General features: G+C 68.9%; 16 protein-coding genes. 3 read left to right on the top strand and 13 right to left on the bottom strand.

Features of this window, described 5'->3' with window-relative positions:
- Positions 1-5: 5 nt before the first annotated feature.
- The 13 genes from AC3A6G_RS08570 to AC3A6G_RS08510 all read right to left on the bottom strand — a co-directional run bounded on the left by AC3A6G_RS08570 (position 6) and on the right by AC3A6G_RS08510 (position 12898).
- Positions 6-986, bottom strand: a complete 981-nt coding sequence (locus tag AC3A6G_RS08570) for a lysylphosphatidylglycerol synthase domain-containing protein (RefSeq protein ID WP_487873543.1) — start codon at positions 984-986, stop codon at positions 6-8.
- Positions 983-2533, bottom strand: coding sequence for a hybrid sensor histidine kinase/response regulator (locus tag AC3A6G_RS08565; RefSeq protein WP_487873542.1), 1551 nt, complete (start codon positions 2531-2533; stop codon positions 983-985). Before AC3A6G_RS08565 ends, AC3A6G_RS08570 begins: the two co-directional genes overlap by 4 nt.
- A complete protein-coding gene (locus AC3A6G_RS08560; protein WP_487859836.1) occupies positions 2530-4032 on the bottom strand; it encodes an ATPase domain-containing protein in 1503 nt (500 codons plus the stop codon). Before AC3A6G_RS08560 ends, AC3A6G_RS08565 begins: the two co-directional genes overlap by 4 nt.
- Positions 4033-4203: 171 nt before the next feature.
- Complete coding sequence (locus AC3A6G_RS08555) at positions 4204-4386, bottom strand: hypothetical protein (RefSeq protein ID WP_487859835.1); 183 nt, start codon at positions 4384-4386, stop codon at positions 4204-4206.
- A 78-nt stretch (positions 4387-4464) separates the two neighbouring features.
- The gene (locus AC3A6G_RS08550; RefSeq protein WP_487873541.1) at positions 4465-5388 is read right to left on the bottom strand and encodes a cation diffusion facilitator family transporter; all 924 of its coding nucleotides are present in this window, start codon (positions 5386-5388) and stop codon (positions 4465-4467) included.
- A gap of 39 nt (positions 5389-5427) precedes the next feature.
- Entirely contained in the window at positions 5428-5607 is a 180-nt protein-coding gene (locus AC3A6G_RS08545) for a DUF3606 domain-containing protein (RefSeq protein ID WP_487859833.1), read from the bottom strand.
- Between the two features lie 99 nt (positions 5608-5706).
- Entirely contained in the window at positions 5707-6849 is a 1143-nt protein-coding gene (locus AC3A6G_RS08540; RefSeq protein WP_487873540.1) for an acyl-CoA dehydrogenase family protein, read from the bottom strand.
- Positions 6850-6859: 10 nt separating this feature from the next.
- Entirely contained in the window at positions 6860-8059 is a 1200-nt protein-coding gene (locus AC3A6G_RS08535; RefSeq protein WP_487859831.1) for an acyl-CoA dehydrogenase family protein, read from the bottom strand.
- 11 nt (positions 8060-8070) lie between these two features.
- Positions 8071-9102 (bottom strand): NAD(P)H-dependent flavin oxidoreductase, encoded by a 1032-nt coding sequence (locus tag AC3A6G_RS08530; protein WP_487863482.1) that lies wholly within the window; start codon positions 9100-9102, stop codon positions 8071-8073.
- Positions 9099-9842, bottom strand: a complete 744-nt coding sequence (locus AC3A6G_RS08525) for an enoyl-CoA hydratase/isomerase family protein (RefSeq protein ID WP_487859830.1) — start codon at positions 9840-9842, stop codon at positions 9099-9101. The genes AC3A6G_RS08530 and AC3A6G_RS08525 overlap by 4 nt, the downstream gene beginning before the upstream one ends.
- A gap of 42 nt (positions 9843-9884) precedes the next feature.
- Positions 9885-11111, bottom strand: a complete 1227-nt coding sequence (locus tag AC3A6G_RS08520) for a CaiB/BaiF CoA transferase family protein (RefSeq protein ID WP_487873539.1) — start codon at positions 11109-11111, stop codon at positions 9885-9887.
- Complete coding sequence (locus AC3A6G_RS08515; protein ID WP_487873538.1) at positions 11108-12073, bottom strand: Bug family tripartite tricarboxylate transporter substrate binding protein; 966 nt, start codon at positions 12071-12073, stop codon at positions 11108-11110. Before AC3A6G_RS08515 ends, AC3A6G_RS08520 begins: the two co-directional genes overlap by 4 nt.
- Before the next feature lie 42 nt (positions 12074-12115).
- Positions 12116-12898 carry a TetR/AcrR family transcriptional regulator gene (locus tag AC3A6G_RS08510; protein ID WP_487859827.1) on the bottom strand — a complete coding sequence of 261 codons (783 nt, stop codon included), beginning with the start codon at positions 12896-12898 and terminating at the stop codon, positions 12116-12118.
- Between the two features lie 104 nt (positions 12899-13002).
- Between AC3A6G_RS08510 and AC3A6G_RS08505 the strand changes: the two genes are divergently transcribed.
- The 3 genes from AC3A6G_RS08505 to AC3A6G_RS08495 all read left to right on the top strand — a co-directional run bounded on the left by AC3A6G_RS08505 (position 13003) and on the right by AC3A6G_RS08495 (position 16065).
- Positions 13003-14682 carry an acyl-CoA dehydrogenase family protein gene (locus AC3A6G_RS08505; RefSeq protein WP_487873537.1) on the top strand — a complete coding sequence of 560 codons (1680 nt, stop codon included), beginning with the start codon at positions 13003-13005 and terminating at the stop codon, positions 14680-14682.
- Between the two features lie 79 nt (positions 14683-14761).
- Complete coding sequence (xth, locus tag AC3A6G_RS08500) at positions 14762-15556, top strand: exodeoxyribonuclease III (RefSeq protein WP_487859825.1); 795 nt, start codon at positions 14762-14764, stop codon at positions 15554-15556.
- Positions 15553-16065, top strand: coding sequence for a hypothetical protein (locus tag AC3A6G_RS08495; RefSeq protein WP_487863476.1), 513 nt, complete (start codon positions 15553-15555; stop codon positions 16063-16065). Before xth ends, AC3A6G_RS08495 begins: the two co-directional genes overlap by 4 nt.
- Positions 16066-16069 lie beyond the last annotated feature (4 nt).

Raw genomic sequence — 16069 nt, 5'->3', positions numbered from 1 at the left:
TCCTTCTATTCGCCGGGAGGGTGGTTGGCAGCATGGCGCTCGAGCAGCAGGTACAGCACCAGGCCGCCGCCGAGCGGCAGCAGGTAGTAGACCGCGCGGTAGGCCAGCACCGCGCCCATGAGCGTGCCCTGCCGCACGCTGCCCGACAGCAGCGCGAGGTACACGGCCTCGAGCACGCCGAGCCCGGCCGGGATCGGCGTCACCACGCCGACGATCGAGGCAGCCAGCAGCACGCCCAGCGTGGTGGCATAGGGCACCTGCTGTCCGAGCAGCAGGTACATGGCCGAACCCATGAGCGCCCAGTTGGCACTCGAGAGCGCAAGCTGGACCAGCGCGAGCCGGGCCGACGGCAGCTCGAGGCGCCGCCCTTTCACATGCCAGTGGCGACCGTGCAGGAAATAGCAGGCCACCACGTAGGCCATCGCCAGCACGATCATCAGCACGCCGAGCGCGCGGAACGCGTCGGCCCCCATGTGCGCCTCGCGTGGCGGCGCAATGGCGCCCGACGCGAACAGGCTGCCGGCCAGCAGCCCGTAGCCGAGCCAGTTGGTGGCCAGGCTGATGCCGACGATCTGGGCCACGGTAGCCTCGTCGAGGCCGGCGCGCGCATAGAGCCGCGCGCGCAGTGCGATGCCGCCGACCAGCGAGCCGAGGTTGAGATTGAAGGCATAGCTCGCCACCGCGATGGCCCAGGTCCGCCAGCGGGGCAAGCCGTGGCGCGTGTGCCGCCTGCCGATCAGGTCGAAGCAGCCGTAGAGCGCATGGCTCATCGTGGCGAGGCCGAGCGCCGCGAGCAGCACCGTGGCGGGATAGCGGCGCAGCGCCTGCCATGCACCGGCCCAGTCGACCTTGTGCGCATGCGACAGCAGCAGGCCCAGCACCACGATGCCGAGCAGCGGCAGCGCGAAGCGTCGGCAGCGGCGCCAGAGCGCCTGTCTTCCCGTGGGAGGTACCGCCGGGGGGAGCGTGGTGGCATCGTGCGTCATGGCGGTTCCTGGAGCAGGGCGAGCAGCGCCGCCAGGTCGAGCGGCTTCAGAAGGTGGTGGTCGAAGCCCGCGGCGGCAATGCGCTCCTTGTCGCCCTGCTGCCCCCAGCCGGTCAGCGCGACCAGCACCAGCCCCCCGAGCGCAGGGTCGGCACGCAGCCGGCCCGCGAGTTCGCAGCCGTCCATGCCGGGCATGCCGATGTCGAGGATCGCCAGGCCCGGCCGCTCGCCGTCGGCCACCAAGCGCAGCGCAGCGTCGCCGCTGTAGGCCACGCAGGGCGAGGCGCCCAGCGACCGCAGCAGGTCGCCGAGCGCATCGGCCGCGTCGCGGTTGTCGTCGACGATCAGCACCGTCTCGGGCAGCGACGCGGGCCATCCGCCGATGGCGGGTGTCGGGGACGAACGCAGTCCGGCCTCGCCACGCATGAGCGGAAGCTGCACGCGGAACATGGCGCCGTGCCCGAGGCCCTCGCTGATGGCTTCGACACTGCCCCCGTGGAGCTCGACCAGGCTCTTCACCAGCGTGAGCCCGATGCCGAGCCCGCCCTGCGCCGCCTTCGAGGTGCCGCTGACCTGCACGAACATTTCGAAGATCGATTGCAGCATCTCGGGCGCGATGCCGGAGCCGTTGTCGCGCACCTCGACCACAGCGCTGCGGCCTTCCCGACGCAGCACGATCCCGACCTTGCCGCCGGGCCGCGTGTACTTGGCGGCGTTGTTGAGCAGGTTCGAGAACACCTGCGTGAGGCGAACACCATCGCCGCGCACCATGAGCGGCTCGTCGCCGAGTTCGAGCTCCAGCCCATGCTTCGCCCCCTCGAGTAGCGGGCGGCTCAGCTCGATCGCGTCCTTGATCACGGCTTCGAGCGCCACCGCCTCCATGCGCAGCTCGATCTTGCCGCGCGTGATGCGCGACACCTCCATCAGGTCGTTCACGAGCCGCACCATGTGGTCGACCTGACGCCCCATGAGCTCGTAGTAACGCAGTGCCTCCGAAGGCTCGTGGGGCTTGCGCGTCAGCAGGGTGAGCGCAGTGCTCATCGGCGCGAGCGGATTGCGCAGCTCGTGCGCCAAAGTGGCAAGGAACTCCGTCTTGCGCTGGTCGGCCTCGCGCAGGCTGTCGAGCAGGTCGCGCATCTGGTATTGACGGCTGCGCGCGCGCAGCACCGTTCGGACCGTGCTCACGAGCGAAGCCACGCGCACCGGCCGTTCGATGACCGTGACATTCGCGAGCCGGTTCATCGCGTCGGCGACGACTGCGGAGTCTGCGCCCTGGCGCGCCAGGATGAGCACCGGCAGGTCGGACCATGGTGGCTGCGTCGCGAGCGCGTCGATCAGGGCCGCGCTGGCGGGATCGGACAGCGTTTCTTCCGCCAGCATGATCGCGCCGGCGCCCTCCTGCATACCGTGCACCAGCTCGCGCAGGCTGGCGCAGCTGTGCGCCGCGACTCTCGCACGCCCCAGCACGGCAGTTGCCATGAAGGCATCCCTCGACGTGGTCGTGCGCAGCAGAATGCGCTGCTCGACGAATGCGGGTGCTGAACTCACGGCGTGCGCTGGATGCTGTCGATCGGAATGGGAATGCCCGTGAGGATGCCCCTGAAGTTGCGCAACGCCTCGCCGACCTGGAGCCCGCTGTCGGTCATTGCGAAGTCGCGGATGGTGCGCTCGTGCGCGCCGCCGCGCTTCTTCAGCACCGAGATGGCCTGGCGCACTTCTCCGTCGTGCTCGAAATAGCGCAGCATCACCACCGCATCCGCAAGGTAGCTGGCGTCCACCGGCGTCTGCATCTGCATGCCGATGAGCCCGTGCTGGGCGCCCACGAGCAGTGTCGCGACGCCTGCCTGCCCGAGGTAGGACAGCAACTCATGCAGCTGCACGATCAGGAAGCGCTCGTCGGGCATGGCGTTGAGGTAGCCGTTGAGGCTGTCGATCACCACCACGGCAGCATGCGCCTCGGTCACGGCGAGCCGGATCAGGTGCACGAATTCGCCTGGCGAGAGCTCGGCCGGATCGACCTGCCGCACGCGGATATGACCCGAATCGATGTACCGGCCAAGGTCCATTCCCATGCTGTGGCAGCGTGTGCGCAGCGTGTGGGTGCTCTCGTCGAAGATGAAGAGCGCCGCGTGTTCGTCGCGCTGCGCCGCGGCAATGGCGAACTGCACCGCCACGGTCGACTTGCCAGTGCCGGGCGCCCCGACGAACAGCGTGCTCGTGCCGCGCTCGATGCCGCCGCCGAGCAGCGTATCGAGTGCACCGATACCGCTCGGGATGCGCACCTGGCTCGTTGCCACAGCATGCTCGGCCGCCACCAGCCGCGGGAACACGCGCAGCCCGCCGCGTTCGATGCGGTAGTCGTGGTAGCCGCCGCGGAACTGCTGGCCGCGGTACTTGCTGACCAGCAGCCGGCGCCGCGCAACGCCGTAGTCGGAATGGGACTGCTCGAGCCGCAGCACCGCATGCGCGATGCTCTGCACTTGAAGGTCGTGCTTCGTCGCCGTCATGTCGTCCAGCAGCAGCACGGTGCACTGGCGGCCTGCGAAGAACTGCTTGAGCGCGAGGATCTGGCGCCGGTAGCGCAACGAATTGCCGGCCAGCAGGCGCAGTTCCGACAGCGAATCGAAGACCACGCGGGTGGGTTTGATGACGTCCACGTCGGTCAGGATCCTCAGCGTCGTCTCGCTGAGCTCGACCTCGGAGGGATGGAACATCGTGTACTGCTCGTCGGGCGCCAACGCGGTTTCCGACGGCAGCATCTCTCGCACCTCGATGCCGCCCAGGTCCCATCCGTGCGACCGGGCCACGCCCCTGAGTTCCTGGGCGGTCTCCGACAGGGTGACGTAGAGCACCGATTCTCCGCGTCGCGCGCCTTCGAGCAGGAACTGCATCGCGATGGTGGTCTTGCCGGCACCCGGCGTTCCCTCGACCAGGTAGAGGCGGCTCGGCGTGAGCCCGCCCCCGAGCACATCGTCGAGGCCGGGAACGCCGACCTTCATCAGGGCTTCTTCCTGCGGAGCCGTATCAGCCGCACCGTCGTGTTTCATTTTCTTTCCTCCATCGTATGGACAGACAGTCCTTTTCTGTTCTGTTTTTAGCGATCGTTCAGGCCGTGCTGGCCCGAGGAGGATTTGTATCAATGGCAGCGATGCTGTGGTTGTAGGGCATCACCCTTCTTCCGCAGAAGACAACGCCACGGCGCCGCGCGGGCTGCCGGGCTACGACTTTTCCGGCGTCTTGCGTTCGGCATCGCCGGGCTCCCGGAGCTTCTCGTTGCCGACTTCCTTCATCTGCTCCTCGCCTTCGATGTCGCGCCCGTCCGTGGGCACGGACTCCTCCTGCGTGATCTCCGGTTCGTCGGGGGTGCGCTTGTGCTGCTGCGGGGGCGACGGGGTGTTCATTTTGGCGATCTCCTGGGTGAGTCGCCACAGTGGACGCGCACCACCGGGCGCTGGCTCAGGCAAATACCGCAGCGCCCGTCAGCCAACGCCGACGGGCGCTTCTACTTCTTCGCTCGCCTCGATGAAAAGGCGCCGGATCATCGGGTAGCGCGCACGCACCTGCTGCTCGATGGCGGCGATCGCATCGGCCGCATCGCCGGTGGCGGTGCCCTCCTTGAAATTCAGGTCGACGACGACCAGCACCTCGTTCGCCCCGATGTACATCGACAGCACATGGCCGACGTCGTGCACGCTGGGCTGCTGCATCGCGAAGCTGCGGATCGTGCGCGCAGTCTCGGGGCGGATGCCTTCGCCGATCAGCAGCCCGTGCGCCTGGCTGATCAGCAGCACCGCCACGCCCGCCAGCAGCAGCCCGATCACCACCGATGCGGCGCCGTCGAGCGCCGGCATGTCGAGGCGATGGCTCAGGTAGATGCCGAGCGCCGCCACGCCCAGGCCCGCGAGGGCGGCCGAGTCTTCGGCCAGCACGGTGTAAGTGGTCGGGTCCTTGCTCTGGCCGAGCGCCTGCCAGAAAGGCGCCCCGCGCGCCTGGCGCCGGAACTCGCGCAGCGCGATGAAGAAGCTCGTGCCCTCGAACAGCGCCGCCAGGCCGAGCACGACGTAGTTCCATGTCGGGTCCCGCATCGGCTCCGGGTGGCGGATGTGCTGGATGCCTTCGTACAGCGACACGCCGCCGCCGAGCCCGAAGATGAGCACCGCGACGATCAAGCTCCAGAAGTAGAGCTCCTTGCCGTGGCCAAAGGGATGCTCGGGCGTGGCGGGCCGCTTGCTCAGCCGGATGCCGACCAGCAGCAGCACGCCGTTGAAGGTGTCGACCGCCGAATGGATGCCTTCCGACAGCATCGCCGAACTGCCGGTGACGCCGGCGACCACGAACTTGGTGGCGGCGATCGCGACATTGGCCGCGATGGCACCATAGATCGCGATCTTCGATTCGGCCATCGGCGGATTATGCGGCCGGACCCTGGCCCGGCGCGCCCGTCAGGGCAGGCCGAGGTAGATCCGAAGATCGTCCTTCATCGTGCCCGCAGAGGCCACCGCCATGCGCAGGCGCGCCTCGTCGACCCCGAACGTCTTGGTCCAGTAGTCGACCTCCTTCAGGTCGGTGATGTCGATGCGCTCATCGTCTTGCGGAATGTGGATCTTCATGTCGTCCAGCATCGGGGCGTCTCCAGGCAGGGGGTTGAAGGTGACGGCAGTTTTCGTGCCCGCGACCCTGCGCCATGCCAGCGCGATCCCACGCTTGATGCAGGACAGCGGCTACAGCGCGGGCGGCGCCGGATCCATGGCCGCGGCGTAGCGCGCCAGGTGGAAGTCTTCATCGCCGAGCTGCAGGTTCAGCAGACCGAGCCGCTTCGCATGGTGCGCCAGCGGCAGCTCCCAGGTCATGCCGATGCCGCCGTGCAGCTGGATGCACTCCTCGGCGAATGCCAGCGCCGCGGTGCCTGCGGTGAACTTGGCCGCGGCGAGATGGCGCTCGCACACGCGCCCGGCCGCATCGAGGTGCACGGCCGCGTTGATCGTGGCGGAGCGCGCCTGCTCCAGGTGCAGCATGAGATCGACCATGCGGTGCTGCACCGCCTGGAAGCCGCCGATCGGCATGCCGAACTGCTTGCGCGTCCGGAGGTAGTCGAGCGTGCTGGCCAGCATGACATCCATCGCGCCGACCGCCTCGGCACACACGGCCAGAATGCCGCAGCCGATCCCGGCCTCGAGCGCCGCGGCGGCCTCGCCCTCGCGCCCAACGAGCGCGTCGCCCGGCAGCACCACGCTGCGGAGCACGGCATCGGCCGAACGGCCGCCGTCGAAGTCGGGATGCCCGCACAGCGCTAGTCCCGTGGTCGGCACCGGCACCGCGAACAGCGAGAGGCCGGCCCTGTCGCCCGGCGCTCCAGAGGTGCGCGCCGACACCAGCAGCACCTGCGCCTCGCCGCCCCACGGCACGCCGGCCTTGAGGCCGTCAAGCACCCAGCCATCGGTCTCGCGGCGGGCGCTGCATTCGACCTGCAGCGGATCCCACTGGCCGCCGGGCTCGCAGTGCGCGAGGCTGGCCAGCACCGTGCCTTCTGCAATGCCCGCAAGCAGCGCCGCATGCGCCCCGTCAGCGGCATGGGACAGCGCCCGGCCAGCCATGAGGGTGGCCAGGAAAGGCTCGCAGACCAGGCCGCGTCCGATCGCCTCGAACACCGCCATCAGGTCGAATGCGCTGCCGCCGAGGCCGCCGTCATCGGGGCCGAACAGTGCGCCCACGACGCCGATCTCAGCCAGCGCCCGCCAGTGGACCGGATCGAAGCCGGTCGCCCGCGGCACCAGCCGGCGCGCAGGCTCGCCGTAGCGCTCGGCGACATAGCGCGACATGCTTTCGGCGAGCAGGCGCCGCTCATGCGTGTGTTCGAAGTTCATGGCAGTGGCCTCACAGTCCCAGCACGGTCTTGGCGATGATGTTCTTCTGGACTTCGTTGGAGCCGCCGAAGATCGAGAGCTTGCGGTTGTTGAACCAGGTGATGGCCGCGCGCGGCGCGCTACCGGGCCCGATGCCGGCAAGGTCCAACCCGGCGGCATCGGTCATGTCGTTGGCGAAAACCGGCGCATGCGGGCCCATGGCGCGCAACATCAGTGCATTGATCTGCTGACGGATCTCGGTGCCCTGGATCTTGAGCATCGAGCTCTCGACGCCCGGGGCCGCCCCTATGGCTGACGCCCAGAGCAGCCGCAGGTTCGTCGTCTCCATGTTCTGTAGCGCGATCTCCACGCGCGCCAGGCGGGCAATGAAGTCGCGGTCCGCGAGCAGCGGCCGGCCGTTGCGCGCGAGCGTGGCCGCCGCGCGCTTCAGGCGGTGCAGCGCGGCATAGGAATAGCCGACGCCCGCCATGCCGCTGCGCTCGTGCGTGAGCAGGTACTTGGCGCAGTCCCAGCCCGCGTTCTCCTCGCCGACGAGGTTGTCGAAAGGCACAAGCACTTCGGTGAAAAAAACTTCGTTGACTTCATGCTCGCCGTCGAGCGTGATGATCGGACGCACCTCGACGCCGGGAGAGTTCATGTCGATGAGCAGAAAGCTGATGCCCTGCTGCTTGCGCGCCGACGGGTCGGTGCGCACCAGGCAGAAGATCATGTTGGCATGCTGACCCAGCGTGGTCCAGGTCTTCTGGCCGTTGACGACCCAGCCGTCGGCGGTGCGCACCGCCGTGGTCTTGAGCGAGGCCAGGTCCGAGCCCGCGCCGGGTTCCGAATAGCCCTGGCACCACCAGTCGCGGCCGTCGAGGATGCGCGGCAGCCAGCGGCGCTTCTGCGCGTCGGTGCCGAAGCGGATGAGCACCGGCCCGAGCATGTTGAGGCCGAACTGGATGATGCGTGGCGCCTGCGCGATGGCGCTCTCGAACTCGAACAGGTAGCGTTGCATCGCGCTCCAGCCCGGTCCGCCATGTTCCTTCGGCCAGCCCGCGGCGAGCCAACCGCGCGCCTGAAGGATCGCGTGCCAGCGCGCCATGTCGGCCTTGCCGAGGCGCTCGTCGAGCGCGACCTTAGCGGCGATGTCCGCGGGCAGCTCGTCGCGGAAGAAGGCCCGCACCTGTTCGCGGAACGCCTCTTCCTCGGGCGTGAAATCCATGTCCATGCAGCGCTCCTTCAGTCGGTCTCGAGCAGGTCCGCGGCGCCCGCGGCGCGGCGGTCGGTGAAAGTGGCGGAGTCGCCATAGAGCGCGACAGCGCGCCCGAGCGCGAACCGGCAGCCGGCCACCATGCGCTGGATCAGCTGTTCGCAGCTCGGCACGTCGTCGATCAGGCCAAGGCACTGGCCAGCCCAGATCAGGCCGTCGTCGACGGTGCCCTGCTCCAACGCCTGCCGGCCGCGCGCACCGGCGACCCATGGCCGCAGCTCGTTGAAGGTCGCGCCTTCTGGGCGATGCTCGAGTTCGTTCACCGCGGCCGAGACCGGGTTGCGCCACACGCGCGCGGTGTTGCGCAGCCCGCGGAAGATCAGCGTGGTGTCGCGCTCGCTGGCCGCGAGCAGCGCAGCCTTGACGCTGTCGTGCACCGGCGCCTCGCGCGTCAACATGAAGCGCGTGCCCATGTTCACGCCGTCGGCGCCCAGCGCGAGCGCGGCGGCCATGGTGCGCCCATTGGCGATCCCTCCCGAGGCCACCACCGGGATCGACAGCTTGGCGCAGGCAGCAGGGATCAGAATCAAACCGGGAATGTCGTCCTCGCCCGGATGGCCCGCGCATTCGAAGCCGTCGATGCTGATCGCGTCCGCGCCGCGGCGCTCGGCCGACAGCGCATGCCGCACCGAGGTGCACTTGTGCACGATGACGAGGCCCTTGGACTTGAAGAGCTCGGTGATCGGCTCCGGCTGCAGCCCGGCGGTTTCGACGATGCGCACGCCGCTGTCGACGATGGCCCGTGCATAGTCTTCGTACGGCGGCGGCGACGCCGAGGGCAGGATCGTGAGGTTGACCGCGAACGGCGCGTCGGTCATCGTGCGGCAGCGGCGCACTTCCTCCAGCAGGGCCTCGGGGCTGGGTTGCGTGAGCGCCGTCAGGGTGCCGAGGCCGCCCGCGTTGGAGACGGCAGCCGCGAGTTCGGCGCGGCCGACCCACATCATGCCGCCCTGGATGATCGGGTAGCGGATCTGCAGCAGTTCGGTGATGCGGGTCTTCATGGGCGGTTCGCCTTCACCTGGTGGATCGCGCCGCCCTGGCTCAATGCGTCGGCCCGCGCGCAGGCGTCCATCCACTGACCGGTCGGCATCTGCATGGTGGCCGCGCGCATGCCCGACTTGACGGCGCAAACCGAATGCGTAGGAAAGGCGGCGATGGCCGCGGCCATGGCACGGGCGCGCGCCACCACAGCGGCATCGTCGACCACTTCAGTCGCGATGCCCAGGCGCAGCAGGTCGGCCGCGCCGACGCGGTCGCCCATGAGGCACACGCGGGCCGCGACCGCTTCACTGTGGCGCAGCGCCAGCCAGGCCGCGTTGCGCGGCGCGGCCATGCCGATGCCGATCTCGCCCACCTGGAGGAAGGCGCCTTCGCCGCTCACCATCAGGTCGCCGGCCAGCGCGAGCGCGGCGCCGGCATTGATCGCGTAGCGCTCGAGCGCGACGATCAGCACCTTGCGGCTCGCGAGCAGCTGGTTGTGCACCGCCTCCCAGAGCGCAGGGAAGCCGGCCTTCCAGTCGGGCGCCGGATCGACGCCGAAGGCCTTGACGTCCAGGCCCGAACAGAACACGCCATCGGCGCCTCGCAGCACCACGGCACGCACGGTGTCGTCCTCGGCGAGGCGCTCGAGCGCGGCGTGCAGGGCAGCGGCGAGCGTGCCGTCGATGGCGTTCTTGCGCTCGGGGCGGTGGAAGATCAGTTCCGCCCATCCGTCATGGACGTCGAGAAGCACGGCAGACATGAGAAGAGTCCTTTGCTGGGGAAATGGAGTGGCGCGGGCAGCTCAGTGGCCGACCGCGCCGGCGGCCTTCAGGCGCGCGATGTCGGCTTCGGCATAGCCCGCCTGCGCGAGCAGTTCGTCGGTGTGCTGGCCCAGGCGCGGCACCGCGGGCACCTGCCTGCCCCGCGGTGCACCTTCGAAGCGGAACGGCAGGCCGGGCAACTGCACTTCGCCACCCTGCCCGTCGTCGATGGTCTCGAAGACGCCGCTGGCCTGCACGTCGGCGCTCGCGAGCACCTGCGGGTAGTTGCGCACCACGCCCACGACGACGCCATGCCGCTCGAGCAGCGCACGCGCTTCTTCGCCGGTGAAGACGCCGAGCGCAGCGCTCAGCACCTCCATCAGCGCCGCGCGGTTGCGCACGCGGTCGTTGTTGGTGGCAAAGGCCTCGGCACCGGCGAGCGCGGGCTGGCCGATGGCCTTGCACAGCCGCTGCCAGTGGTCGTCGAGGTAGGCGGAAATAACGATGTGGCCGTCGCGCACGGTGATGAGGTCGGCGGCCGGCGCAACGAGCGGCTGCGCATTGCCCGCGCGCTCGGGCAGCTTGCCCGTGCACTGGTATTCGGCCCAGATCTGGGCCTGCATCGAGATGGCCACCGCGAGCAGCGAGGTCTCGATGGTGTCGCCGCGGCCCGTGCGCGCATGCCGGAACAGCGCCGCGAGGATCGCATTGGCCGTGCTGTTCGCCGTCGAGACGTCGGCCACCGGAAAGCCGGCTTTCAGCGGGGTGCCGCCGCGCTCGCCGGTGATCGACATCATGCCGCTCTCGGCCTGCGCGGCGATGTCGAGGCCCGGCCGCTCGCGCGACGGGCCCGCCGCGCCGAAACCCGAGACCGACACGTAGATCAGGCCGGGCTTGGCCGCGCGCAGCGTGGCGGCGTCCAGCCCGAGCGACTGCATCACCCCGGCACGCGCGTTCTGCACCACCACGTCGGCCTGCAGCGCAAGATCGCGTGCGACCGCCAGGCCTTCGGGCTGGCGCATGTCGACCACGATCGAACGCTTGCCGCGGTTGTAGGCCATGAAGAGGCCGCTGCGGCCCTTGGTCGAGGCGCTCACGCCGAAACGGCGGCCGTTGTCGCCGTTGGGGCTTTCGATCTTGGTGACGCTCGCGCCCAGGTCGGCCAGGATCTGCGTGGCACCCGGGCCGGCGATGAACTGGCCGAACTCCACCACCTTGACGCCCGCGAGCGGCAGGTCGTCGTGCGCGGCTTGCTGCGGATCGTTCATTGGCCCGCCTTGATGCCGGCGCTCTTGGCGACGGCGGTCCAGCGCTGCATCTCGGCCGCGAGCATCTTGCCGAATTCGTCGGCGCTGCCACCGGCCGGGCTCATGCCGAGGCCGTGCACGGCATCTGCGAATTCCTTGCTCCGGAGCGTGCGGTTGGCCGCTGCATTGAGCTTCTCCAGCACGGCGGGCGGCGTCTTGGCCGGGGCCATCAGCCCGAGGAAGCTGGCCGCGTCGAGGTCCTTGACGCCGGCCTCGCGGGCGGTGGGCACGCCGGGCAGGCCCGGCGGGCGCTCCGTGCCCGGCGTGACGATGCCGCTGAGCTTGCCTTCGCGGATCATGGTGCTGGTGATGCCTGCGACGTCGAACATCAGCGGCACGTCGCCCGCCATCACCGCCTGCGCCGCGCCGGCCGAGCCCTTGTAGGGCACATGCTCGAGCCGCAGCTTGTAGCGCTGCGCGAGCAGTTCGCCCCACAGCTGCGTGAGCGAGCCCGCCCCCGGGCTCGAATAGAGCACCGGGTTGCTCTGGTTGCGGATCCACGCGATGAGCGACGGCAGGTCCTTGGCCGGCACCTTGGGGTTGGCCGCAACCAGGATCGGCATCCACGCCGCGTTGACCACGGGCGCGAGGTCGCGCAGCGGCTCGTACGGCGCCTTGATGCCCGTGGCGCTGTTGGTGACGAACTGCGCCGCGACCAGCACGAGGCTGTAGCCGTCGGCGGGCTGGCTCGCCACGAAAGCGGTGCCGATGGTGCTCGAGGCGCCGGGCTTGTTCTCGACGATGACGGGCTGCCCGAGCTCGGCCGAGATGCCCTTGCCCACGAGCCGTGCCACCGCGTCGGTGGGGCCGCCGGGCGTGTAGGGCACCACGATCCGGATCGGCCGGTTCGGATAGTCGCCCTGTGCCTGCGCACCGGGAATGAGCGCGAGCGTGGTCAGCAGGGTCGCAAACAGCTTCTTCATGTCTTGTCTCCTTCGTTGTTTGTTCAAGGATGGCGCGCCGGATCAGCTCGCCGCGCGCCGGCGCGGCGCGGGCTTCGGCGGCGGCTCGGGGGCTTCCGGCGCGTCATGTGCCGCGAGTCGCGCATGCACTTGCAACGAGACCGGCGCGGCGATGGCGCCGCTCACCATGTCGATCAGGTTCTCGATCGCGCGCTGCAGGTCGAAGCCCAGCTGGCGCTTGCTTCGCCGCGTGCTGATGCGCTCGAAGTCGGCCAGGCTGAACATGACGAAGCTGACGCCCGCCAGGTAGCGCTGGCGCAGCAGCAGCTCGGGCATGTCTGGCAGCACACGCTGCAGCAGCTCGTGGATGCGGCGGAAACCGCGGTCTTCCTCTTCGCGCGTGGACGCGGCGAGGTCGATGTCGGGATGCACCTGCGCCGCAGCCAGGAAGCGGTTGTAGGTGTTGCCGCGGCTTGTCATCAGCCTGGAGGCGAGCGGCCACACGATCGCCTCGACCAGCCCGCGCAGCTCGCCGTGGCGCTCGCTGCTGTAGAGCTGGTCGATGTAGTCGTTGCGCAGCGCGTTGACCTCGCCCATGCCACTTTGCAGGATGGCCTGGATCAGCGCTTCCTTCGAACCGAAGTGGTAGTGCAGCGCCGAGTTGTTGCGCTGGCCCGCCTCGCGGGCGATCTCGCGCATCGACACGGCATCGATGCCCTTTTCGGCAAACAGGCGCTGCGCGGTCAGAAGCAGCACGTCGGCGCTGTCGGCGCTGCTGCGCGGCGCGGCGGCCAGCTTACGCCTGTCCTTGCCGGCGGGCGGGGGAGTGGGGGTGGTGTCGGCCATGTGGCGGATTCTGGAACCTTGCATTTGTTAAGTCAAGTGCTTTACCGACAATAAAGCATCTGATTTAATCCGGTCGATACAAACAACCCGGACGAACCCATCCCATGACCGAAGCCACTGCCCTCGCTCCCCGCCCTGCGGCCGCCCACGGCACCCACGAGGTGTTCAACCAGCCCGCGCCCTATGGCGGCTACAACCTGCTGGCGCGCGACCATGCGCTGCGCGAAAGCCTCGAGCGCGAAGGCGCTGCGTGGGCCGCGCCGCGGCTCGATGCGCTGGCCGCCGAACTGGCCGACCCCGAGGTGATCCGCCACGGCTACCTGGCCAACCGCCACGTGCCCGAACTGCACACGCACGACAACTACGGCCACCGCATCAACGAGGTTCACCTGCACCATTCGTGGCACGAGCTCATGCGCCTGGCGCGCCGGCACGAGGTCCATTCGCTGCCGTGGCGCCAGCCGCAGGCCGGCAGCCATGTGGCGCGCGCGGCCTCGAGCATGCTGATGGCGCAGGTCGAAAGCGGCACGCTATGCCCGCTGCACATGACCTATGCGGGCGTGCCGGTGCTGCGCAACAACCCCGCGCTGAGCGCGCAGTGGGAGCCGTTGCTCACGTCGACCGGCTATGACCCGCGCTACCGCCCTTCGGCCGAAAAGAGCAGCGCCCTCATCGGCATGGCCATGACGGAGAAGCAAGGCGGCTCCGACCTGCGCGCGAACACCACGGTGGCGCGTGCCACCCAGGAGCCCGGGGTGTACGAACTCACCGGCCACAAGTGGTTCTTCTCGGCACCGATGGTCGACTGCTTCCTGACGGTGGCACACACCGAAGGCGCGCCGGGCAGCATCTCGTGCTTCCTGGTGCCTTTCTGGCTGCCCGACGGCACGCGCAACCGCTTCTCGATCATGCGGCTCAAGGACAAGCTCGGAAACCGCTCCAACCCTTCGAGCGAGATCGAATACAACGGCACGCTCGCCTGGCGCGTGGGCGACGAGGGCAAGGGCATCCGCACGATCATCGAGATGGTCAGCCTCACGCGGCTGGGCTGCGCATCGATCTCGGCGGGCATCATGCGCCAGACGCTCTTCAGGGCGCTGCACCACACGCAGCAGCGATCGGCCTTCGGCGCCAAGCTGGTCGACAAGCCGTTGATGAGCAATGTGCTGGCCGACCTGGCGCTGGAGTCGGAAGCCGCCACCGCCCTGCTCATGCGCCTGGCCGGCAGCATCGACCGGGCGGCCACCGACGACAACGAAGCGCGCTTCTTGCGCGTGGTCACCGCCATCGCCAAGTACTGGCTCGCCAAGCGCGCGAGCGCCAATGCCTTCGAGGCGCTGGAATGCCACGGCGGCTTCGGCTACATCGAAGATTCGATGATGCCGCGCTTCTACCGCGAGGCCCCGGTGCAGAGCGTGTGGGAAGGCAGCGGCAACGTGATCTGCCTCGACGTGCTGCGCGCGGTCGACCGCGATCCCGAGGCGCTGCGGCCGGTTCTGCAGGAAATCGAGCTTGCGCGCGGCATGAACCCACACCTCGATGTGACCATCGCATGGCTGCGCGATGCAGCGTTCCGCCGCGAGCGCATGGACGGCATTGCGCGGCGCCTGGTCGAGAAGATGGCGCTCGCGCTGCAGGCCTCGCTGCTGCTGCGCTTCAGCCCGGCCTATGTGGCCGAGGCGTTCTGCGCCTCACGACTCGGCGGCGACTGGGGCTTCGCCTTCGGCACGCTCGCGCCCGAAGTCGAATTCAAGAAGATCGTCGAGCGCGCCTGGGCCGCCTGAGGGCTTGGGGTGGCAGCCAACGGAATCAATGGTAAAAATTCCGGAGAATAGCCGCTGCCCCACCCCCCTGGAGAACGCCTTGCGCATAGCCACCTGGAACGTCAATTCCCTCACCGCCCGCCTGCAGCACGTGCTCGACTGGCTGATCGCCAACCCTGTGGACGTGCTGTGCCTGCAGGAACTCAAGATGAGCGACGACAAGTTTCCGCTCGACGTGCTCAAGTCGGCCGGCTACGACTGCGCGGTGTTCGGCCAGAAGACCTACAACGGCGTCGCTATCCTGAGCCTGATGCCGATGGGCGACGTGGTGAAGAACATCGGCGGCTTCACCGACGACCAGTCGCGCGTGATCGCGGCCACGGTGCAGACGCCGACCGGTCCGCTGCGCGTGGTGAACGGCTACTTCGTCAACGGGCAGGCGCCGGGGACCGAAAAGTTCGCCTACAAGATGGGCTGGCTGCGCGCGCTGCGCGAATGGCTGCGCGAAGAGATGGCCGCGCACCCGAACCTGGTGCTGCTCGGCGACTTCAACGTCACGCCCGAAGACCGCGACAGCTACGACCCGGTGGGCCTGAAGGAAACCATCCACCACACGACCGAAGAACGCGAAGAGTTCAAGGCGCTGCTGGCGCTGGGCCTGGTCGACAGCTTCCGGCTCTTCGAGCAACCCGAAAAAAGCTATTCGTGGTGGGACTACCGGATGCTCGGCTACCAGAAGAACCGCGGACTGCGCATCGACCACATTCTGGTGAGCGAGCCGCTGGTGCCGCGCGCACGGGGCTGCGTCATCGATCGTGTGCCGCGCAAGTGGGAGAAGCCCAGCGACCATGCGCCGGTGGTGCTCGAACTCGACCAGGGAGTGCCGGCGCCATGACCATCCGTCTGCTCGCAGTCGCCGCCGTGCTGCTGACGCTCGCCGGCTGCTCGGTGCTCAAGCCATCCGACACCAAGTCCGGCGACGACGGGAAACCGGGCGCTTCGGCCTCCGACGATCTGCCCGGCGCGCGCAGCGACGTGCCGACGGTGCGCCTGATCACCGCGCAGACACCGGTCGTGCGGGCCTACCGCAAGACCGGCGCGCGCAAGATCTACAACACGTACGCCAAGCGCATCTACAAGGGCAAGATTCCGCCGCTGGTCTATGCGGTGGTGGTGGTCGAGACCGACCTCGACGCCGAGGGCAACGTGAGGAACGTGACCTTCAGCCGCGTGCCCAGCCACGCGCCCGAAGTGCCGCCGATGATCGCGAAACTCATCAAGGGCGCCTCGCCGCTGCCGAGCCCGGGGCGCCTGGGCGGCCACACCTACGTCGACACCTGGCTCTGGGACAAGAGCGGCAACTTCCAGCTCGACTCGCTGACGCTGGGGCAGCGCAGCCGGTAGGCTC

This window comes from Variovorax sp. Soil_C_26 (genome assembly GCF_057657075.1).
This window is presented reverse-complemented; position numbering and strand designations above follow the sequence as displayed.